The 19,767-nt window shown below is 65.9% G+C and carries 21 protein-coding genes; 14 read left to right on the top strand and 7 right to left on the bottom strand.

Translation table 11 applies throughout. The annotated features are described in order from the left end of the window. Positions 1-18: 18 nt before the first annotated feature. The 6 genes from ACN4E0_RS07920 (at position 19) to ACN4E0_RS07895 (ending at position 5,548) form a co-directional block, all read left to right on the top strand. Complete coding sequence (locus tag ACN4E0_RS07920; RefSeq protein WP_419566968.1) at positions 19-1,542, top strand: peptide chain release factor 3; 1,524 nt, start codon at positions 19-21, stop codon at positions 1,540-1,542. A gap of 37 nt (positions 1,543-1,579) precedes the next feature. Beyond that, positions 1,580-2,452 carry an alpha/beta fold hydrolase gene (locus ACN4E0_RS07915; RefSeq protein WP_419566967.1) on the top strand — a complete coding sequence of 291 codons (873 nt, stop codon included), beginning with the start codon at positions 1,580-1,582 and terminating at the stop codon, positions 2,450-2,452. Next, positions 2,452-3,009 (top strand): pyridoxamine 5'-phosphate oxidase family protein, encoded by a 558-nt coding sequence (locus ACN4E0_RS07910; RefSeq protein WP_419566966.1) that lies wholly within the window; start codon positions 2,452-2,454, stop codon positions 3,007-3,009. Before ACN4E0_RS07915 ends, ACN4E0_RS07910 begins: the two co-directional genes overlap by 1 nt. 7 nt (positions 3,010-3,016) lie before the next feature. Next, positions 3,017-3,718, top strand: a complete 702-nt coding sequence (locus tag ACN4E0_RS07905) for an endonuclease/exonuclease/phosphatase family protein (RefSeq protein WP_419566965.1) — start codon at positions 3,017-3,019, stop codon at positions 3,716-3,718. A gap of 145 nt (positions 3,719-3,863) precedes the next feature. Next, on the top strand, positions 3,864-4,202 hold the full coding sequence (locus ACN4E0_RS07900) for a P-II family nitrogen regulator (protein ID WP_419566964.1): 339 nt from the start codon (positions 3,864-3,866) through the stop codon (positions 4,200-4,202). Positions 4,203-4,219: 17 nt separating this feature from the next. Then, positions 4,220-5,548, top strand: coding sequence for an ammonium transporter (locus ACN4E0_RS07895; RefSeq protein ID WP_419566963.1), 1,329 nt, complete (start codon positions 4,220-4,222; stop codon positions 5,546-5,548). Positions 5,549-5,800: 252 nt separating this feature from the next. On the opposite strand, the gene ACN4E0_RS07890 is transcribed toward ACN4E0_RS07895, so the two are convergent. The 4 genes from ACN4E0_RS07890 to ACN4E0_RS07875 all read right to left on the bottom strand — a co-directional run bounded on the left by ACN4E0_RS07890 (position 5,801) and on the right by ACN4E0_RS07875 (position 9,240). Next, complete coding sequence (locus tag ACN4E0_RS07890) at positions 5,801-6,172, bottom strand: YkvA family protein (protein ID WP_419566962.1); 372 nt, start codon at positions 6,170-6,172, stop codon at positions 5,801-5,803. A 111-nt stretch (positions 6,173-6,283) separates the two neighbouring features. Next, complete coding sequence (locus tag ACN4E0_RS07885) at positions 6,284-7,867, bottom strand: GMC family oxidoreductase (RefSeq protein ID WP_419566961.1); 1,584 nt, start codon at positions 7,865-7,867, stop codon at positions 6,284-6,286. A gap of 24 nt (positions 7,868-7,891) precedes the next feature. Beyond that, on the bottom strand, positions 7,892-8,830 hold the full coding sequence (locus ACN4E0_RS07880; RefSeq protein ID WP_419566960.1) for a sterol desaturase family protein: 939 nt from the start codon (positions 8,828-8,830) through the stop codon (positions 7,892-7,894). A 5-nt stretch (positions 8,831-8,835) separates the two neighbouring features. Further along, entirely contained in the window at positions 8,836-9,240 is a 405-nt protein-coding gene (locus tag ACN4E0_RS07875; protein ID WP_419566959.1) for a hypothetical protein, read from the bottom strand. Positions 9,241-9,300: 60 nt separating this feature from the next. On the opposite strand from ACN4E0_RS07875, the gene ACN4E0_RS07870 reads away from it, so the two are divergent. Beyond that, positions 9,301-10,722: an amidohydrolase gene (locus tag ACN4E0_RS07870; RefSeq protein WP_419566958.1), complete on the top strand. Its 1,422-nt coding sequence runs from the start codon at positions 9,301-9,303 to the stop codon at positions 10,720-10,722. Here ACN4E0_RS07870 and ACN4E0_RS07865 read toward each other — a convergent pair whose 3' ends face one another. After that, complete coding sequence (locus ACN4E0_RS07865) at positions 10,723-11,163, bottom strand: TIGR01244 family sulfur transferase (RefSeq protein WP_419566957.1); 441 nt, start codon at positions 11,161-11,163, stop codon at positions 10,723-10,725. Beyond that, entirely contained in the window at positions 11,163-11,975 is an 813-nt protein-coding gene (locus ACN4E0_RS07860) for a TerC family protein (protein ID WP_419566956.1), read from the bottom strand. Before ACN4E0_RS07860 ends, ACN4E0_RS07865 begins: the two co-directional genes overlap by 1 nt. A gap of 246 nt (positions 11,976-12,221) precedes the next feature. Here ACN4E0_RS07860 and ACN4E0_RS07855 point away from each other — a divergent pair, with 246 nt between their 5' ends. The 7 genes from ACN4E0_RS07855 to ACN4E0_RS07825 all read left to right on the top strand — a co-directional run bounded on the left by ACN4E0_RS07855 (position 12,222) and on the right by ACN4E0_RS07825 (position 19,142). After that, positions 12,222-13,004, top strand: a complete 783-nt coding sequence (locus ACN4E0_RS07855; RefSeq protein WP_419566955.1) for a cold-shock protein — start codon at positions 12,222-12,224, stop codon at positions 13,002-13,004. Positions 13,005-13,151: 147 nt separating this feature from the next. Continuing rightward, complete coding sequence (locus ACN4E0_RS07850) at positions 13,152-14,339, top strand: aspartate aminotransferase family protein (RefSeq protein WP_419566954.1); 1,188 nt, start codon at positions 13,152-13,154, stop codon at positions 14,337-14,339. Positions 14,340-14,353: 14 nt separating this feature from the next. Beyond that, on the top strand, positions 14,354-15,277 hold the full coding sequence (gene argF / locus ACN4E0_RS07845) for an ornithine carbamoyltransferase (protein ID WP_419566953.1): 924 nt from the start codon (positions 14,354-14,356) through the stop codon (positions 15,275-15,277). Between the two features lie 43 nt (positions 15,278-15,320). Further along, entirely contained in the window at positions 15,321-16,235 is a 915-nt protein-coding gene (locus tag ACN4E0_RS07840; RefSeq protein WP_419566952.1) for an Hsp33 family molecular chaperone HslO, read from the top strand. Between the two features lie 99 nt (positions 16,236-16,334). After that, on the top strand, positions 16,335-16,739 hold the full coding sequence (locus tag ACN4E0_RS07835; RefSeq protein ID WP_419566951.1) for a DUF3617 domain-containing protein: 405 nt from the start codon (positions 16,335-16,337) through the stop codon (positions 16,737-16,739). A 44-nt stretch (positions 16,740-16,783) separates the two neighbouring features. Next, the gene (gene queC, locus ACN4E0_RS07830; protein ID WP_419566950.1) at positions 16,784-17,494 is read left to right on the top strand and encodes a 7-cyano-7-deazaguanine synthase QueC; all 711 of its coding nucleotides are present in this window, start codon (positions 16,784-16,786) and stop codon (positions 17,492-17,494) included. 4 nt (positions 17,495-17,498) lie between these two features. After that, positions 17,499-19,142 carry an MFS transporter gene (locus ACN4E0_RS07825; protein WP_419566949.1) on the top strand — a complete coding sequence of 548 codons (1,644 nt, stop codon included), beginning with the start codon at positions 17,499-17,501 and terminating at the stop codon, positions 19,140-19,142. Here ACN4E0_RS07825 and ACN4E0_RS07820 read toward each other — a convergent pair. Next, positions 19,139-19,669, bottom strand: coding sequence for a superoxide dismutase family protein (locus ACN4E0_RS07820; protein ID WP_419566948.1), 531 nt, complete (start codon positions 19,667-19,669; stop codon positions 19,139-19,141). The genes ACN4E0_RS07825 and ACN4E0_RS07820 overlap by 4 nt on opposite strands. Between the last annotated feature and the right edge of the window lie 98 nt (positions 19,670-19,767).

Here is a 19,767-nt window from a genome sequence, read left to right as displayed (position 1 = left end):
ATTTGAAATAGAGAACGAATGACTTCCAACCGCCGCACTTTCGCGATCATCTCGCACCCTGACGCGGGCAAGACCACGCTGACCGAGAAGCTGCTGCTGACCGGCGGCGCGATCCACCTGGCGGGCGAGGTCAAGGCACGCGGACAGGCACGGCGCGCGCGTTCGGACTGGATGAAGATCGAGCAGCAGCGCGGGATCTCGGTCACCAGCTCGGTGATGACCTTCGAACGCGACGGAATCACCTTCAACCTGCTCGACACGCCAGGGCACGAGGACTTCTCCGAGGATACCTACCGTACACTGACTGCGGTCGATTCCGCCATCATGGTGATCGATGCGGCCAAGGGCATCGAGCCGCAGACGCGCAAGCTGTTCGAGGTCTGCCGGTTGCGCAGCGTGCCGATCATCACCTTCGTCAACAAGGTCGACCGCGAGGGGCGGCCGGTGTTCGAGCTGCTCGACGAAATCGCCGACATGCTGGCGCTCGACGTGAGCCCGCAGGCCTATCCGGTCGGCATGGGCGGCGAGTTCGAGGGCGTGCTCGATTTCGCGTCGGGCTGCGTCGCACGGCCCGAGGGGCCGTCGAAGGAATTCAAGGGCAAGCGCGACTGCGACCCGGCAATCCCCGAGCGCTTCGCCGAGGAAATCGAGCTGGCGCAGATCGGCTATCCCGCGTTCGATCTCGAGGCCTATCGCAATGGCGACCTCACCCCGGTCTATTTCGGCTCGGCGCTCAAGAACTTCGGCGTCACCGAGCTGATCGAGGCGATCGCCCAGCATGCCCCGCCGCCGCGACCGCAGCCCGCCGGTGAGGAGCAGATCGAGCCGACGCGCGACGAGGTCACCGGCTTCATCTTCAAGGTCCAGGCGAACATGGACCCCAACCACCGCGACCGCATCGCCTTCATGCGGCAGGTCTCGGGCACCTTCAAACGCGGAATGAAGCTGACGCCTTCGGGGCTGGGCAAGCCGATCGCGATCCATTCGCCGATCCTGTTCTTCGCGCAGGATCGCGAGGTCGCCGACACCGCTGAGCCCGGCGACATCATCGGCATCCCCAACCACGGCACTTTGCGCGTCGGCGACACGCTGTCCGAACGGAACGCGATCCGCTTCACCGGCCTGCCCAATTTCGCGCCTGAAATCCTGCGCCGCGTCGCGCTGGTCGATCCGACCAAGACCAAGCAGCTGAGGAAGGCGCTCGACGACCTCTCCGAAGAAGGCGTGATCCAGGTCTTCTATCCCGAGATCGGCGGGCAGTGGATCGTCGGCGTGGTCGGCCAGCTGCAGCTCGACGTGCTGATCAGCCGCCTCTCGGCCGAATACAAGGTCGAGGCGCGGCTCGAAGCCTCGCCCTTCGCCACCGCGCGCTGGATCGGGGGCGAGCACAAGGCGATGAGCGAATTCGAGAAGTTCAACCTCTCGAATCTCGCCAAGGATCGCGACGGCGATCTGGTCTTCATGGCCAAGAGCCCGTGGGACGTGAGCTACCAGCAGGAAAAGAATCCCGACCTCACCTTCTCCGCGACCAAGGAGCGGTAGGCTTGCGGGGGGCGCGGCAAGGCGGCATGGAAACGCCATGACGCTGAACGCCGGACCGACCTCGCAGACCTTCATCTCGCAGCGGCTGCGACTGCATTATCTCGACTGGGGCAACCGCGGGAAGCCGCCGCTGGTGCTGGTCCATGGCGGGCGCGACCACGCGCGCAGCTGGGACTGGGTCGCCGAGCGGCTGCGCGACGACTGGCACGTGGTGGCTATGGACCACCGCGGACACGGCGATTCCGACTGGGTCAGCGACGGCAACTATTCGGCCAGCGACATGGTCTATGACCTCGCGCAGCTGGTCCATCAGCTCGGCGTCGGCCCGGTGACGATCGTCAGCCATTCGATGGGCGGCAATGTGTCGCTGCGCTACGCCGGGACCTTTCCCGAGATGGTCACCAAGATCGTCGCGATCGAAGGGCTCGGGCCAAGCCCCAAGCGGCAGGCCGAGATGCGCGCCAAGCCCTATCCCGAGCGCCTCAACGAATGGATCGGCAAGAAGCGCGCCGCCTCGGGCCGGAGCCCGCGCAAATACGAGAGCATCGAGGCCGCCTTCGCACGGATGATCGAGGAAAACAGCTACCTCACCGAGGAGCAGGCCCGCCACCTCACCATCCACGGGGTCAACCGCAACGAGGACGGAACCTACAGCTGGAAGTTCGATCCGCATCTCAATGTCTGGCCGGTCGAGGATGTCGCCGACGCATTCCTCCACCAGACCTGGGCCGCGATCACCGCGCCCACGCTGCTGCTCTACGGGGCCGACAGCTGGGCCTCGAACCCCGAGGGCGACGGGCGGCTGGACCATTTCGCCAATGCCGAAGTGATCGAATTCGCCAACGCCGGCCACTGGCTCCACCACGACCAGTTCGATCGTTTCATGGCGACACTGAAGGACTTTCTCTGATGGCGGATTTCTTCGAGCGGCTGGACGACAAGCACATCGCCATGATCGGCAAGCAGCCGGTCTTCTTTGTCGCCACCGCCGCCGAAGATGCCCGAATCAACCTCTCTCCCAAGGGCTACGACGCCTTCCGCGTGATCGCGCCGACCCGCGTCGCCTATCTCGACCTTGGTGGCTCGGGCAACGAAACGCATGCGCACCTCGCCGCCGACGGGCGCATCACCATCATGTTCTGCAATTTCGACCGGCCCGCGCTGATCCTGCGCATCTACGGCACGGGACGCGCGGTGCTGCCGCAGGATAAGGCATGGGATGACCTCGCGGCGCATTTCGAGATGCTGCCCGGCACGCGGCAGATCTTCGACATCGCGGTCGAGAGCGTGCAAACGAGTTGCGGCTGGGGCGTGCCCTTCATGGACTATCGCGACGAGCGGCCGACGCTGAAGAAGGCGCATGCGCAGTCCGATGCCGGGGAATGGGTGGCCAAGATGCAGACCCGCACCAAGAGCATCGACGGGCTGCCGACGCGACCGACCGACCGCTATTTCGAAGGCGAATAGCGCCCCCGTGCAACTCACTTTCGCCAGTTACAACATCCACAAGGGCGTGGGCCTCGATCGCAAGCGCGACCCCGAGCGCATTCTTACCGTGCTGCACGAGATCGATGCGGACATCATCGCCCTGCAGGAGGCCGACCGCCGGATAGGCGAGCGCGCGAGCGTTCTGCCGCGCGCCGAGATCGACGACACCCACTGGCGCGTGGTCGAAGTCGCCCGGCGCCCGCGCAGCATCGGCTGGCACGGCAATGCGCTGCTCGTCCGGCGCGGCATCGAGATCGTCGCGGGCACATCGCTCGACCTTCCCACGCTCGAACCGCGCGGCGCGGCCTGTGGCGAACTCCTGGTCGAGGGCCGCCGGCTGCGTGTCATCGGCACGCATCTCGACCTGTCGGGCCTGCGCCGCCGCGACCAGATCCGCGCGCTGCTGGACTTTGTGCGCGACTGCGCGGGCGATCTGCCCACCGTCATCATGGGCGATTTCAACCAGTGGGGCCGGCAGAGCGGTGCGATGCGGGAATTCCCGGCGGGCTGGAACATCCTTACCCCCGGGCGCAGCTATCCCAGCCGTCAGCCGGTCGCGACGCTCGACCGCATCGTCGCCAGTCCCCACTGGGATTGCGTGTCGCACGAGGTGCACCACACCGGCCTGTCGGCCGTGGCCTCCGACCACCTGCCGGTCGTCGCGACGCTCAAGCTGCCCAATATATAGGCTGCAGCCTAAAAAATACGCAATCGAAACCGCCCATTTCCATGGAGGGGCGGTCCAATCCCCCCGAATCCCTGTTTGGCACGCACATTGCTGCAGGTGCGAAAGCCGGTGCTGGGACCGGCGGACCAATTGAGGGGGTGTGCGCGTGAAATTCATCATCGCCGTCATCAAGCCATTCAAGCTCGACGAGGTGCGTGAAGCTCTCGGCGGCATCGGTGTGGCCGGGATGACCGTTACCGAAGTCAAGGGATTCGGGCGCCAGAAGGGCCAGACCGAGATTTACCGCGGCGCCGAATATTCGACCAACATGCTGCCCAAGGTGAAGCTGGAAATCGCCGCGAGCGACGACCTCGCCCCGCAGGTGGTCGAGACGATCCAGCAGACGGCCAGCACCGATGCGATCGGCGACGGCAAGATCTTCGTATTCGACCTCGCCAGCGCCACGCGCATTCGCACCGGCGAGACCGGCGACACCGCGCTCTGACGGACAGGATGGGACCCATGATGCTTCGAAACATTCACCGCAGTGCCGCCGCCGCCGGCCTCGCGCTGCTCACGCCCGCCGCGGCCTTCGCGCAGGAGGCGGCCGAAGCCGCGCCCGCCGTGGCCAACCCCGGTAACAACGCCTGGATGATGACCGCCACGATCCTCGTGCTGCTGATGATCCTGCCCGGCCTCGCGCTGTTCTACGGCGGTCTGACCCGCAGCAAGAACATGCTTTCCACGATGACGCAGATCGGCGGGGCCGCATGTCTCGCCATGCTGGTCTGGGTGATGTGGGGCTATTCGACCGCTTTCGGGCCCGAGGGCAACGCCTTCTTCAGCTGGGGTAACCTGTTTCTTTCCCAGGTGACGACCGACAGCACCGCGGCGACCTTCAGCGATGAAGTGATCAGCGAGTATGTCTTCGTCAGCTTCCAGATGACCTTCGCCGCGATCACCGCCGCGCTCGTCCTCGGCGCGACGGTGGAGCGGCTCAAGTTCTCCGCCGCGATGCTGTTCACCGCGATCTGGCTGACGATCGTCTATTTCCCCATCGCACACATGGTGTGGGCGGGCGGCGGACTGCTGTTCGAAATGGGCGCGCTCGACTTCGCCGGCGGTACCGTGGTGCACATCAACGCCGGCGTCTCGGCACTGGTGCTCGCGCTCTTCCTCGGCAAGCGCCAGGGCTATCCCGGCGAGCCGATGCCGCCGCACAGCCTGACGCTGACGCTGGTCGGTGCGGGCCTGCTGTGGGTCGGCTGGTTCGGCTTCAACGCGGGTTCGGAGCTCGAAGCCGACGGCACTGCGGGCCTGGCCATGATCAACACCTTCGTCGCCACCGCTGCCGGTGCGCTGGCATGGATGCTGATGGAGCGCTTCGCCGGTCACAAGGGCTCGGCGCTGGGCTTCGCCTCGGGTGTGATCGCCGGCCTCGTCGCCGTGACGCCGGCGGCCGGCAACAGCGGCCCTTTCGGTGCCATCGTCCTCGGCATCATCGCCTCGGTGATCGCCTACTTCGCGGTCGCGAAGCTCAAGCCCAAGCTCGGCTACGACGATGCGCTCGACGTCTTCGGCATCCACGGCATCGCCGGGATCGTCGGGGCGATCGGCACGGGCATCGTCTATTCGCCCGCGCTGGGCGGTCCGGGCGATGCCGCCGAATACGCCATGGGCGCCCAGGTCACGACGCAGGTCATCGCGGTCGCCGTCGCGATCGTCTGGGCCGCGGTCGGCACGCTCATCGCGACCTTTGCGACCAAGCTCGTCACCGGGCTGCGCGTCACCCCCGAGATCGAGAGCGACGGCCTCGACATCGGCGAACATGGGGAACGCGCCTACAACTGATCACCAGCTCGGCGGGGGCATTCTTCTCTCCTCTTCTCGGGTGCCCCCGCCAAACCGTGTTCCTCCTGCGAACACCGACTCTCAGGGTCGGAGCCAAGGCTCCGGCCCTTTTTTCGGCGCACAGGCGGGGTGTCTCTCTTTTTTCGCCTGACGCACCGTCGGGATCGATTTCGATAGTGCGCGTCTCGGTCGTCAGGTGGGCACGCCGCGAACATTCGGCCTGCGGGTCGCAACCCTCCGGCCCGTCCTGTTTCAGCCGTTCAGGAAGAACAGCCCGACAAGCGCGATGGCCATCATCCACAGGGCGATCACCAACAGGAGGCCGACGGGAGAGGTCGGGCGCTGCGCGATCCGCGCCGCGACCTCGCGGTACTCGGCCATCAGCTCGGTGGGGATGAGGCGCATCGCGAGCCAGATGCCCAGCGGCACCAGGATCAGGTCGTCGAGCAGTCCGATCACAGGTATGAAGTCGGGGATCAGGTCGATGGGGGAGAGCGCATAGGCCGCAGTCGCGCCGGCCACGAGCTTGGCGAGAAACGGCGTGCGTCTGTCTTTGGCGGCGACGTAGAGCGCCACCACCTCGTCCTTCAGCGCCGCAGCCCAGCCCTTGAGCCTAGCGAGCAAGGGCAGCCCTGATGAAATCGGCGCAGCGTTCGCCTATCATGATGCCCACCCGCCCTCGCGCAAAAGTGGGCACCGGTTTTGCGCAGTAAAGGGCGGTATGAGGATCGAGCATCATGCCAGCGCGGCCCTGATGAAATCGGCGCAGCGTTCGCCTATCATGATGCTCGGGGCATTGGTGTTGCCGCTGACGAGGCGGGGCATCACGCTCGCATCCGCGATATAGAGCCCCTCGATCCCGCGCGCCTTGAGCGTCGGATCGACCACCGCATCCTCGTCGGCTCCCATCCGGCAGGTGCCGACCGGGTGATAGACGGTATCGGCACGGTTGCGTATCAGCTCGTCGAGCTGCGCATCGTCGTCGAGGTCGATCGGATAGCGATCCTTGGGCTCGTATTTCGCCAGGCTGGGGGAGGAGGCGATGCGGTGCGACAGGCGCACGCCTTCGCGCAGCGTCGCGATATCCCGCTCGTCGTCGAGGAAGTTGGGATCGATGCGCGGAGCCATCCGTGCGTCGCGGCCATTGAGCTTTACCGTCCCCCGGCTCTCGGGGCGCAGGACGCAGGCGTGGAGCGAGAAGCCGTGACCCTTCACCCTCGTCCGGCCATGGTCTTCGAGCATGGCGGGGACGAAATGCCACTGGATATCCGGTGCGGGGGCATCGGGCCTGACTTTCCAGAACCCGCCCGCTTCGGCATAGGGCGTGGTCATGGCGCCCGTCCGCTTGCGGCGGTGCTCGATGATGGCCTTCGCCATCCGCACGGTCCCCGCGAGGCTGTCGCCGATAAAGTCCTTGCTCTGCGTTTCCCAGCTCGAGACATAGTCGATATGGTCCTGCAGGTCGGAGCCGACCGCGCGCTTGTCGAGCACGACGTCGATCCCGTGCTCTCTGAGGTGCGCTGCCGGGCCGATTCCCGAGAGCATCAGGATCTGGGGCGAATTGAACGCGCCTGCCGACAGGACCACTGCGCCGCGCGCCTTGATCGTGCGCTCCCTGCTGCCGACCGAATAGGTCACCCTGGTCACGCGTCCGTCCGCGATCTCGAGCCGCTGAACGCTCACCCCGATGCGCACGTCGAGATTCTTCGAGCCGCGCCGGGGTTCGACATAGGCGCGCGCCGCGGACCAGCGTTCGCCGTTCTTCTGGGTTACCTGGTAGAGGCCGAAACCTTCCTGATTCGCACCGTTGAAATCGGCATTGCGCGGCAGTTGCAGCTGGGCGGCGGCTTCGACGAAGGCGAGACTGCCGGGATTGGGCCATTTCTGGTCGCTGACCCACAGCGGACCGGAGGCGCTGTGATACTCGTCCGGGCCGCGCACATTGTGTTCGGCGCGCTTGAAGTAGGGGAGGACGTCCTCGTAACTCCAGCCGGTGCAGCCGAGCGCCGCCCAATTGTCATAGTCCCAGGCATTGCCGCGGATATAGATCATGGCATTGATGGCCGAGGATCCGCCGAGCCCGCGCCCGCGCGGCTGGTAGCCGATGCGTCCGTTGAGGCCCTTCTGCGGAACCGTCTCGAAGCGATAGTTCGACGCATCGCGCAGGAAGGGCATGAAGCCCGGCGTCTTGACCAGGATGGTGTCGTTGCGCGGCCCCGCCTCGAGCAGGCAGACGCGCTTGCCGGCATCGGCCAGCCGTCCCGAAACGGCGCTGCCCGCGCTGCCGCCACCGATCACGATGACATCGAATTCGTCCATGGATACTCCTCTCGATTCGAGAGGTTAGGCAGCCTCGGCCTCGCCCGCAATCGGGTTTTCAGATGCAACGGGTTTTCCTGCCTCACCGGTTCGCTCCAACCAGCGCGCACGAATCTGGTCCGAGGTCTCGCGGCTGCCGTCATGCGTCCAGCCGGGCTCGCGCAGGAGGTATGACAATTTGTGCTTCCATGGCGCGTGCCACATGTCCTGCACGATGCCGATCCATTCGTGGAACACCGCCCACAAGAGATTGAAGCTGCCGAGTTGCTTGACGATGCCGTAGCGGATCTTCTCGTCCCTCGTTTCGGGCTCGAAGGTGCCGAACATCTTGTCCCAGACGATGAAGACCCCGGCGTAGTTGCGGTCGAGATAGCGCGGATTCGTTGCATGGTGGACGCGGTGGTGGCTGGGCGTGTTCATCACCGCCTCGAACCAGCGCGGCATGCGGTCGATCGCCTCGGTATGGATCCAGAACTGGTAGATCAGGTTGAACCCGCCGCAGCTCGCGATCATGGCGGGATGGAAGCCGAGCAGCACCAGCGGCAGCGCGAAGGCGAAGCCCAGCGTCAGGAAACCGGTCCAGGTCTGGCGCAGCGCGGTCGAGAGATTGTAGTGCTGGCTCGAATGGTGGTTCACATGGCTCGCCCAGAACCACCGTACGCGGTGGCCGGTGCGGTGAACCCAGTAATATTTGAGATCGTCGAGCACGAAGCAGGCGATCCATGCCCACCACGCCCAGCCCATGTCGAACAGGCGGAATTCCCACAGCCACAAATAGAGCGCGAAGAACAACCCGCCGAACAGCAGGCCGGCCACGGTGCTGCCGAGCCCGAAGGCCAGGCTGGTAAGCGTGTCCTTGGGCTCGTAGGCGTCGGGCCGTGCGCGCCAGGCCCAGATCATCTCGATCAGAACCAGCGCGACGAAGCCGGGGACGGCATATTCGGTAGGCGAGAAATCGGGCATTGCGGTCAGATCCTTACCGCTTCTATCGCGCTGACCCAAGCCGCAGCATCGTCGAGCACCAGGCGCGCCTTGCCATAGCGGCGTTCGCCCGGGTCGATCTCGAGTTCATCGCCCTCGCGTAAAACACGCGTCTCACGCGGCAGCAGGCGGCCGGCGAAATGCACGCCGTGCGGTCGCAGCAGAAGAATGCGGCCCGCGGCATCGCGCATCAGCGCGCCGTGACCTGTCCGATCGAGCCCGATCGCCACGGGCTCGAACCCGCTGACAGCCTCGTCGGCCGCGCGCCGGGCGGCGTCTTCGTCCGCGAGTCGCGGCTTGGGGCCCAGCTTCAGCCACCAGGCCAAGCCCGCGAGCGCCAAGATCGCGAGGAGCGAGCCGAGGAACTGGATGAGGGCGGGGGGCAGGTTCATGACGCAAGCGTTGGCACGCGCCGCGCTTTCCGGCAAGCAGGCGGTAACAGGGAGATGACCATGAAAGCTTTCGCCATTCTCGCCGCCGGGGCCGCGCTCGTCACCGCGCCGGCCTTTGCCCAGGCCACCGATCCGCTGGCGCAGGTCGAAGCCGAGCAGGAGCGTACCGCGCGCGTCGCCAAGCAGATCTGGGACTATGCCGAACTGGGCTATCTCGAAACGCGCTCGAGCGGTCTGCTGGTCGACGAATTGCAGAAGGAAGGCTTCGCGATCCGCCCCGGCGTCGCCGGAATCCCGACGGCTTTCGTGGCCGAGTGGGGCAGCGAGGGCCCGGTGATCGGCCTGCTTGCCGAATTCGACGCGTTGCCGGGGATCACCCAGTCGACGTCGCCCACGCGCGACCCGCTGGCGGACAAGCATGCCGGCCATGCCTGCGGGCACAATCTCTTCGGCGCCGGCTCGCTGACCGCGGTGATCGCGATCAAGCACTGGCTCGAGGCGACCGGAACGCCGGGCCGTGTCCGGCTCTACGGCACGCCCGCCGAGGAGGGTGGTTCGGGCAAGGTCTACATGGCGCGCGCCGGCCTGTTCGACGACGCCGACTTCGTGATCGACTGGCACCCGTCCGACGACAATTCTGCCGCTGCGCGCATGAGCCTCGCCAACCGCTCGGGCAAGTTCCGCTTTCACGGGGTCTCGGCGCATGCCGCAGGCGCCCCCGAACGCGGACGCTCGGCTCTCGACGGGGTCGAGGCGATGAACATGATGGTCAACATGATGCGCGAGCACACCACGATGGACACGCGGATCCATTACGTCATCACCGAGGGCGGCAAGGCGCCCAACGTCGTGCCCGATTTCGCCGAGGTGTTCTATTACGTGCGCCATTCGGATGCCGACGAGGTGCGCGCCTTGTGGACCCGGCTCGAGGCAGCGGCGAAGGGCGCGGCCATGGGCACGGGGACGCAGGTCGACTGGGAGATCATCCACGGCAACAATCCGACGCTGCCGCTCGAATCGCTCCAGCTCATGATGACCGAGAAGCTCCGCGCGCTCGAGCCGATCGAATACACGCCCCAGGAACTGGCGTGGGCAGCGACGATCCGCGAGAGCCTCGGTGAGGATGCGCCCGAGCAGTCGGCAGCGCAGGCGGTCGAGGACTATGCCGTGATCACCGGCTATGGCTCGACCGACGTCGGCGACGTCAGCCGCGCGGTGCCGACGGTCAGTGTGCGCACCGCGACCTGGGTCCCGGGCACCGCCGCGCACAGCTGGCAGGCGGTCGCGGCGAGCGGAACCAGCTACGGGGCCAAGGGCGCGCAGCAGGCGGCCAAGGCGATGGTGCTGGCGGCGGTGGAACTCTACACCAATCCGCAGCTGCGCGAGACGGCGAAGGCCGAATTCATCGCCGCGCGGGGTGAGGGCTATGTCTACGAATCGCTGCTCGGCGACCGCCAGCCGCCGCTCGACTATCGCCGCTGATCAGCCGCGCGCGCGGGCGGCGAACATATCCATCGCCGGGCGCACCGGGGCGACGTCGTAGCCGACTTCGGCCGCAGCTTCGGCGATTTCCTCCGGGTCTTCGCCCGAACGCGCCTGGGCGAGCGACCACAACAGTGTCGAGCGGGTGCCCGAGCGGCAGAAGCCGAGCACCGGCCCCGCAGCGCCCGCCAGCGCCTGCTGAAACTGCTCGACCTGGGGTTCGCTGAAGCCCGCGCCGCCGACGGGAATCGCCAGATAATCCATCCCCGACGCGCGTGCTGCCGCCTCGATATCCGCGCCCGGCGGCTGGTCGGGCGCCTCGCCGTCGGGACGGTTGTTGACCACCAGCGCGATACCCATCGCCGCAGCTTCGGAGATGTCCGAAGGGGTCACTTGCGGGCTGGCGTAGAAACGGTCCGAGAGCTTGCGGAACTGAGCCATCAGGCCCCTCCTTTCGCGCGCGCCTGCTTTGCCGATCGGCGGCGGCGCTGGATGATGTTGAGGATTTCCACCCCGACCGAGAAGCCCATGGCAGCGTAGATATAGCCCTTGGGCACGTGGAAGCCGAAACCGTCGGCGATCAGCACCAGGCCGATCATCACGAGGAAGGCCAGCGCCAGCATCACCAGCGTCGGGTTCTTCTCGATGAATTTTGCCAGCGGATCGGCGGCGACCATCATGATCGCTACGGTAATGACGACTGCCATGACCATGATCGGAATGTCGTCGGTCATGCCCACGGCGGTGAGGATCGAATCGACCGAGAATACGATGTCGATCGCCACGATCTGCGCGATGACCGCGCCGAAGGTAGCCTTGGCCGCCTCGGCCACGCCCGGCGTCTTGTCGAGCAGATCGCCCGAATCGTCTTCCGGCTCCATCGAATGGTGGATTTCCTTGGTCGCCTTCCACAACAGGAACAGCCCGCCGGTGAGCAGGATCAGGTCGCGGCCGGAAAATGCCGTCTCGAAGCTCGGCTCGCCATATTGGTTGGGCGCCCCGACCAGTCCGAGATCGAATATCGGAGTCTGCAGCGTCACCAGCCATCCGATCAGCATCAGCAGGCCGATCCGCATGATCAGTGCCAGCGCCAGGCCGATTCGCCGGGCGCGTTGCTGCTGGTTCTCGGGAAGCTTGTTCGAGAGAATCGCGATGAAGATGAGATTGTCGACGCCGAGTACGACCTCGAGCGCAATCAGGGTGAGCAGGGCGAGCCAGGTAGCGGGCTCGGCGAACAGGGAGAGGAATTCCATGAAGTCTCTCTGCCCAAGCCCTGGGCCGGGTTCAAGCCGTCAATTGGTGTCGATTTACCATGCGAAAATGTCACAATTCTGCGCTTTGCTGGCGCCTGCCGCTAAATTGTTCGCGCATGGCCGTCTTTCGCGCTATGACGAATACGCAAGGGTGGGTTTCGTGCTCGCCCGCGACGGGGGAGGATGCAGCCTTCTTCCCTGCCGACATCCGACTTGCGGGCTGCACGACAAGGTATTGTTCGACTTATGGGTTACGACAGAGGGCGCCGCCGCGGACGGGATAAACGCGACGGTTTCGGCGAGGAAGGTTTCGACAATTTCGGCGGTCCCCCGTCCGACTTCGCTCCGCACGAGGCATTCCAGGGCGATCGTTTCGGCGGCGGTGACCGTGGCGGCGATCGTGGCGGCTTCGGCGGCGGCAATCGCGGCGGCGGCTTCGGCGGCGGTCCGCGCGGCGGTGACCGTGGCGGCGGCGGTGGTGGCGGCGGCGGCGGTTTCAACCGCATGCCTGCGCAGGTCGTCGGCACCGGCAAGGGTACGGTGAAATTCTTCAACGGCCAGAAGGGTTTCGGCTTCATCCAGCAGGAAACCGGTGGTGAGGACGTGTTCGTCCACATCAGCGCGGTCGAACGCGCCGGCCTCGAAGGTCTGGCTGAAGGCCAGGAGCTCGAATTCAACCTCGTCGATCGCGGCGGCAAGGTTTCGGCGCAGGACCTGCAGGTCGTCGGCGACGTCATCCCCGTGCAGTCGCGCGGCGGTGACCGTGGCGAGCGCGGTGCCCCAGCCGGCGCTCCGCGTCGCGAGCTGACCGGTGAAAAGGCCACCGGCACGGTCAAGTTCTTCAACTCGATGAAGGGCTTCGGCTTCCTGACCCGCGACGATGGGCAGCCCGATGCCTTCGTCCACATCAGCGCCGTGGAACGTTCGGGCCTCGCCGGGATCAACGAAGGCGAACGCTACGAATTCGACCTCGAGGTCGACCGACGCGGCAAATATTCGGCGGTCAACCTCGTCCCCGTCGAGGGCTGAGGCACGCGCCCCGCGCCAACCGGTTTGACCCGGCGCGCGAGACGCAATAGATCGCTGGCAAACACGCAGATGGCGGTTCCTTCGTGGGACCGCCATTTGTCTTTCAACCGAGAACGCACCCGCACAACAGGTGCCGCTGGAGGACCCATGTCGATTTCGCCGCTGATGCCCGTCTATCCCCGCTGCGGGGTGCGCCCGGTCAAGGGCGAGCACTGCCACCTGATCGACGAGGACGGCACGCGCTATCTCGATTTCGCCAGCGGCATCGCGGTGAACCTGCTTGGCCATAGCCACGCCGGGCTGATCGGCGCGATCCAGCGCCAGGCCGAGACGCTGATGCACGTCTCCAACCTCTACGGTAGTCCGCAGGGTGAAGAGCTGGCGCAGATGCTGGTCGACAAGACCTTTGCCGACACCGTCTTCTTCACCAATTCGGGTGCCGAGGCGGTCGAATGCGCGATCAAGACCGCGCGTGCCTATCACCAGCACGAAGGCGGCGATCCGAACCGGACCGAGCTGATCACCTTCACCAACGCCTTCCACGGTCGCACGATGGCGACCATCAGCGCCTCGAATCAGGAGAAGATGCACAAGGGCTTCATGCCGCTGCTCGCCGGGTTCCAATATGCCGAATTCGACAATCTCGAACATGCCAAGTCGCTGATGAGCGACAAGACCGCGGGCTTCCTGGTGGAACCGATCCAGGGCGAGGGCGGTATCCGCCCCGGCAGCGAGGGGTTCATTCGCGGCCTGCGCCAGCTGGCCGACGAAAACGACCTCATGCTGGTGTTCGACGAGGTCCAGTGCGGCGTCGCCCGCACCGGCAAGCTCTATGCCTACGAACACTACGGTATCGAGCCCGACGTCATGGCCACGGCCAAGGGGATCGGCGGCGGCTTCCCGCTGGGCGCCTGCCTCGCGACGGAAAAGGCCGCGGGCGGCATGGGCTTCGGCACGCACGGCTCGACCTATGGCGGCAACCCGCTCGCCATGGCGGCGGGCAAGGCGGTGATGGAAGCGGTCGCCAATGACGAATTTCTCGCCGAGGTGACCGAAAAGGGCGAGCGCCTGCGCGCGCGCCTCGAACAGTTCATCGGCAATTATCCCGAGCTGTTCGAGCTGGTCCGCGGCAAGGGGCTGATGCTCGGCCTCAAGATGAAGGTCGAAAGCCGGCCCTTCTTCGTCCACCTGCGCGACCAGCACCAGTTGCTGACCGTGGCCGCGGGCGACAACACGCTGCGCGTGCTTCCGCCGCTGGTGGCGGGCGATGCCGAATTTGACGAATTCTTCGACAAGCTTTCGGCGGGCGCCGCGAGCTACGATCCGGTCGGCTGAACAGGGCAGGTAGCATGCGGCATTTCCTCGACCTTTCGGATGCAGGTGGGGACGCGATCGCCGCCATGATCAACGACGCGCAGGACCGCAAGTCGGCGCGCGGCAGCTGGCCCAAAGGCAGGCCCGATCCCGATGCGCCGCTGGCGGGCCATGTGCTCGGCATGATTTTCGAGAAGAATTCGACCCGCACCCGGGTCAGCTTCGACATGGCCATGCGCCAGCTCGGCGGGTCGGCGCTGATTCTCGACTCGGGTACCAGCCAGCTCGGGCGCGGCGAGAGCATTGCCGATACCGCGCGCGTGCTCAGCCGCATGGTCGACGCGATCATGATCCGGACCGACGACCACGCCAAGGCCGAGGAGCTGGCGCATCATGCCGACGTCCCGGTAATTAATGGCCTGACCGACCGCTCGCACCCGTGCCAGATCGTCGCCGACCTGCTGACCATGGTCGAGCACGGCAAGGCGCTGCCTGGGCTGGAGGTCGCCTGGCTGGGCGATGGCAACAATGTGCTGCATTCGATTCTCGAAGCCGCAGGATTGATGAAGTTCAACGTCCGCGTCGGCACACCGCAGGGCTACGAGCCCGACGCCGAATTCGTCGAGATGGCGCGGGCGGGCGGTGCCACCGTGACCCTGACCCATGATGCTCGGGAGGCCGCTGCCGGGGCCGACATCGTCGTCACCGATACTTGGGTCTCGATGGGGCAGGAGCATGTGCACAACAAGCTCGCCGCGATGGCCCCGTTCCAGGTGACGGCGGGGCTCATGGCGGGCGCGAAGGCGGATGCCAGATTCCTCCACTGCCTGCCCGCCCATGTCGGCGAGGAAGTGACCGAGGAGGTCTTCGAAAGCGATCGTTCGGTGGTGTTCGACGAGGCGGAAAACCGTATCCACGCGCAAAAGTCGGTGCTGCTGTGGTGTTTCGGTAAAATCTGACAGCGGACAGGGCACCCTACACAACCGGCGGAACGCGCCCCATATGGCGGCGATGGACGCTACCCCCGACAATTCGCCGGAAACCTACGCCGGTCGGCTGCTCGCTTTCACCATCCCCGCGCGCGATGCGCGCGGCCGGCTCGTGCGGCTCGACAGCACGCTCGACGAGATTCTCGCCGCGCACGACTATCCTGCGCCGATCACCCACCTCCTTGCGGAGGCGCTGGTGCTGGCGGTGCTGATGGGCGGTCTGGTCACGGAAGACGGTTCGCAGGTCACTATGCAGGCGCAGACCGAAGCCGGCGCGGTGCGCCTGCTGGTGTGCGACTACAAGGGTGGCGAGCTGCGCGGCTATGTCGATTTCGACGCCGCGCGCTTGGCCGAACTGGGCGCGAATCCTTCGCTCTTCGCGCTGTTCGGCAAGGGCTATCTCGCGATCACCTTCGACCTCGCGGGCGGCAAGGGCCGGTATCAGGGCATCGTCCCATTGGAGGGCGACAGCCTGACCGAGGCCTGCGAGCGCTATTTCTACCAATCCGAACAGGTGCCGACACTGATCCGCTGCGCGGTCCGTTCGGACGGGGACGGCGTGCGCGCGGCAGGCCTGCTCGTCCAGCATCTGCCCGAAGGCGAGGAAGGGCGCGAGCGGCTCCACGCCAAGCTCGACCATCCCGAGTGGGAACATGTCGCCATCCTCGCCGGATCGCTCCGTCACGAGGAACTGCTCGACCCTGCGCTGTCGCTCGAAGCGATCGCCTGGCGCCTGTTCCACGAAGAGGAGGAGGTGCGCGTCCAGCCGGGCGCGGCCATCGCGCGCGGCTGCCGCTGCTCGGTCGAACATTATCGTCAGGTGCTCGAACGCTTTCCCGAGGAGGATCGCGAGGACATGCGCAACGAGGACGGGATCGTCCTGGTCGATTGCGCATTCTGCTCGAAACAGTTTGGCATCGAAGTGTGAACGGCGTGTCGTTGTTGTACAACGGTTCATCGCGATTGTGCTGTAGTAAAAGCGAATCGCGGGCGCGTCTGGTTTCACGGACGAAAGGTCAATTTCGCTATGGCTCGTAAACGGGCAGTCTTCTTCCTTGCGACGCTTGGTGCGTCGCTCGCGGCCTTTGCTGCGCCCGTCTTCGCGCAGGCGTCGCTGGCGATGCTCGACAGTCTCGATAGCGGTGGCTGGGAGGTGCGTTTTCGCGACGGCAGCCCGGCACGCAAGATCTGCGTCCGCACCGGCCGCGAGCTGATCCAGCTGCGGCATCCGGAGGGCGACTGCAATCGCTTCGTGATCGAGGACGAGGCGGGCACCGTCACCGTCCAGTATACCTGCCGCGGCAATGGCTATGGCCGGACGCATATCCGCAAGGAATCCTCCAGCCTCGTCCAGCTCGACAGCCAGGGTATTGCCGGGGGCAAGCCGTTCCAGTTCACGGCGGAAGCACGACGGACCGGTACCTGCGGCTGAGTGCCCGGCTTGCAGGATGCCGCATTCGCGCATAGCGGGGCGGCATGACCACAAGCGATCTTCCCGGCCCCGCCGTCGTCCTGCTCTCGGGCGGGCTCGATTCCATGGTCACCGCGGCGATCGCCCGCGAGCGCGGGCATGCGCTGCATGTGCTGACGATCGACTATGGCCAGCGGCACGTCCGCGAACTGCAGTCGGCGCGCGCAATCGCCGAAAAGCTCGGCGTCGAACGCCATGTCGAGCTCCCGCTCGACCTGCGGCAATTCGGCGGTTCGGCGCTGACGTCCGACATCCCCGTTCCCAAGGACGGGGTCGGCAACGACATACCCGTCACCTACGTACCGGCGCGCAATCTGGTGTTCCTGGCGCTGACCACCGCCTTCGCCGAGACCGCCGCCTCGCGCGACATCTTCATCGGGGTCAACGCGCTCGATTATTCGGGCTATCCCGACTGCCGCCCCGAGTTCATCGCCAGCTTCGCCGAGACCGCGCGGCTCGGGACGAAGCAGGGGGTGGAAGGCGCACCCTTCGCCATCCATGCCCCGCTGCAGCACATGTCCAAGGCGGATATTGCGCGCGAATGCCACCGGCTCGGGCTCGATCCGGCGTGGAGCTGGTCCTGCTACGATCCGACCGCTGAAGGCCTGGCCTGCGGCGCCTGCGATTCCTGTCGCTTGCGGCGAAAAGGCTTTGCCGAAGCGGGGCTTGTCGATACGACCCCCTATTCCAAGGACGCCCCAGAACTGACGGAGTAGGGTTTTGACCGAAGCGAAGGATGCCGCCACGCCTGCCGAGACTGAAATCGGTGGGGGGGCGGACAAGGTCCCGGCCTACAGCTGGTATGCCCTCGGTGTCCTGGTGCTGATCTACGTCCTCAATTTCATCGACCGCCAGATTCTTTCGATCCTCGCCAACGACATCAAGGCCGACCTCGGCGTCGAGGACGACTATCTCGGCTTTCTCTACGGCACAGCCTTCGCGGTCTTCTACGCGCTGTTCGGCATTCCGCTGGGCAAGCTGGCCGACAGCTGGAAACGCGTCCGGCTGATGAGCCTCGGACTCGCCCTGTGGTCGATGATGACTGCCCTCTCCGGCTTTGCCAAGAATGCCGGGACCCTGACCGCGGCGCGCGTGGGCGTGGGCGTTGGCGAGGCGACCGCCAGTCCTTCGGCCTACTCGCTCATCTCCGACTGGTTTCCCGCGCGGCTGCGCGCAACCGCCCTGGCGATCTATTCGAGTGGCCTGTACATTGGTGGCGGCATCTCGCTGCTGATCGGCGGCCTGGTCGTTGAGAACTGGAACAGGGCCTATCCCGACGGTGGCCCGCTTGGCTTGGTGGGTTGGCAGGCCGCTTTCCTGTCCGTCGGCCTGCCGGGTCTGCTGCTGGCGCTGTGGGTCCTGACCCTGCGCGAACCCGTGCGTGGGGCGATCGACGGACTTCCGACGCCGGAAAATCCCGAGCCATTCCGGGGGTTCTTCCAGGAGCTCTTCCAGGTCATTCCGCCCTTCACGCTGCTCGGAGCTTTCCAGCGTGGACTGGGGGCATTCGCGGTCAATCTCGCCGGTCTGGCGGGCTTTTCCGCGCTGGCGATCTTCCTCACATCGATCACGCCGGGAGCATCGGCCTACCTGTCCGAAGCCATCGGCCTGTCGGGGGCAGGGCTACCCATCAGCGATCAGTGGCTGTTCCTCGGTGTCGGCTATTACGCAGTCTTCAGTTGGGCAACGGCGCTGTACACGCGCGATTTGCCGACCTTCCGCCTCACATGGGGTTCGCCTGCATTCCTCAGCGTCGTGCTCGGTTACGGAACCGTCGCTTTCATGGCCTATGCGGCTTCGTACTGGGGGGCACCCTATGCAGAGCGCGTTCTCGGCGCGGACAAGACCGACCTCGGCTGGTTCCTCGGCGCGCCATCGGCACTGGCGGGCTTCCTCGGGGTTATCCTCGGGGGACGGATGGCCGATCACCTGCTCGAGAAATTCGAGAACGGTCGCGTCATGGTCGTGCTGTTCGGCTTGGTCGCGTCGCTGCCGCCGATCGTGGTGGCCTACACGACCGACAGTCTTCTGGTTTTCTACACCGCGAGCTTTCTCGCCCAGATGACCTCCGCGTCGGCCCTGGGCGCAGCCGCCGCCAGCAGCCAGGCTCTGGTTCTGCCGCGGATGCGGGGCATGGCGACCGCGATCTTCTTCCTGTCGACAACGCTCATCGGGCTCGGAATCGGCCCGTTTCTGGCCGGCTATGTCTCGGCAGTCAGCGCAGGCGGTCTGAGCACCGGTATGCTGACCACGCTGATTGCGGCGCCGTTCGGTCTGGGGCTGCTGCTGGTAGCCCTGAAGCTCGTGCCGGCAGCCGGCGCTTCGGTGGTCGAACGCGCGCGGGCGGCGGGCGAGGCGGTCTAGGCCGGCTTCAGCACGCCGCAGGCAATCCGTGCGCCGGCATTGCCGGCCGGATCGGAGCGATAGTCGTCGGGATCGGCGTGGATCACCACGGCGGTGCCGTCGGCGTCGAAAATGTCCTGCAGCACGACCCGGGCATCGCCTTCGAGCGTCACTTCAACGCTGCCGGTGCGGTTGGCGCCAACCGTGAGATTGGGCATGTCGCCGAGGTGCTTGCCGCCCGGGGATAGCGAACCATGCGTCGCCTGGCCGGGATTGAGATGGCCGCCGGCGCTCTTGAAGTCGGGGGCTTCGCACTGGCCGGTCGCATGGAGATGGAACCCGTGTTCGCCGGCGGGCAGGCCCACCGCCGCCACCGCGACGCTGACCGTGTTGCCGTTGCTCAGGAGCTGGACCGTTCCTGCGGGTAGTCCATTGGCGAAGGTAAGGCGCGCTTCACCCACCCTGTCGGTGGGCAGCGCATCGACGGTCGTGCATCCGGCGAGGGCGAGCGACGCGACGATCGAGGGGAGCAAGAGGCGGGCAGTCATGGCGATCCTTTCGATCTGACAAACGGTTCCTACCAAGCCAACGAAAAAGGGGCCGGATCGCTCCGGCCCCTTCTCGTATTTTGGCGTGAGCCGTTCGC

The sequence above is a fragment of the Qipengyuania sp. genome (genome assembly GCF_048550555.1).
GTDB lineage: Bacteria > Pseudomonadota > Alphaproteobacteria > Sphingomonadales > Sphingomonadaceae > Qipengyuania.
This window is presented reverse-complemented; position numbering and strand designations above follow the sequence as displayed.

Excerpts from the sequence above, each read along its gene's own strand:
- ACN4E0_RS07840 (WP_419566952.1), top strand. The coding sequence starts at position 15,321 with ATGGCGGCGATGGACGCTACCCCCGACAATTCGCCGGAAACCTACGCC.
- ACN4E0_RS07855 (WP_419566955.1), top strand. The coding sequence starts at position 12,222 with ATGGGTTACGACAGAGGGCGCCGCCGCGGACGGGATAAACGCGACGGT.
- ACN4E0_RS07880 (WP_419566960.1), bottom strand. The coding sequence starts at position 8,830 with ATGCCCGATTTCTCGCCTACCGAATATGCCGTCCCCGGCTTCGTCGCG.
- ACN4E0_RS07910 (WP_419566966.1), top strand. The coding sequence starts at position 2,452 with ATGGCGGATTTCTTCGAGCGGCTGGACGACAAGCACATCGCCATGATC.
- ACN4E0_RS07875 (WP_419566959.1), bottom strand. The coding sequence starts at position 9,240 with ATGAACCTGCCCCCCGCCCTCATCCAGTTCCTCGGCTCGCTCCTCGCG.
- ACN4E0_RS07870 (WP_419566958.1), top strand. The coding sequence starts at position 9,301 with ATGAAAGCTTTCGCCATTCTCGCCGCCGGGGCCGCGCTCGTCACCGCG.
- ACN4E0_RS07860 (WP_419566956.1), bottom strand. The coding sequence starts at position 11,975 with ATGGAATTCCTCTCCCTGTTCGCCGAGCCCGCTACCTGGCTCGCCCTG.
- ACN4E0_RS07820 (WP_419566948.1), bottom strand. The coding sequence starts at position 19,669 with ATGACTGCCCGCCTCTTGCTCCCCTCGATCGTCGCGTCGCTCGCCCTC.
- queC (WP_419566950.1), top strand. The coding sequence starts at position 16,784 with ATGACCACAAGCGATCTTCCCGGCCCCGCCGTCGTCCTGCTCTCGGGC.
- ACN4E0_RS07895 (WP_419566963.1), top strand. The coding sequence starts at position 4,220 with ATGATGCTTCGAAACATTCACCGCAGTGCCGCCGCCGCCGGCCTCGCG.
- argF (WP_419566953.1), top strand. The coding sequence starts at position 14,354 with ATGCGGCATTTCCTCGACCTTTCGGATGCAGGTGGGGACGCGATCGCC.
- ACN4E0_RS07920 (WP_419566968.1), top strand. The coding sequence starts at position 19 with ATGACTTCCAACCGCCGCACTTTCGCGATCATCTCGCACCCTGACGCG.
- ACN4E0_RS07865 (WP_419566957.1), bottom strand. The coding sequence starts at position 11,163 with ATGGCTCAGTTCCGCAAGCTCTCGGACCGTTTCTACGCCAGCCCGCAA.
- ACN4E0_RS07835 (WP_419566951.1), top strand. The coding sequence starts at position 16,335 with ATGGCTCGTAAACGGGCAGTCTTCTTCCTTGCGACGCTTGGTGCGTCG.
- ACN4E0_RS07850 (WP_419566954.1), top strand. The coding sequence starts at position 13,152 with ATGTCGATTTCGCCGCTGATGCCCGTCTATCCCCGCTGCGGGGTGCGC.
- ACN4E0_RS07885 (WP_419566961.1), bottom strand. The coding sequence starts at position 7,867 with ATGGACGAATTCGATGTCATCGTGATCGGTGGCGGCAGCGCGGGCAGC.
- ACN4E0_RS07915 (WP_419566967.1), top strand. The coding sequence starts at position 1,580 with ATGACGCTGAACGCCGGACCGACCTCGCAGACCTTCATCTCGCAGCGG.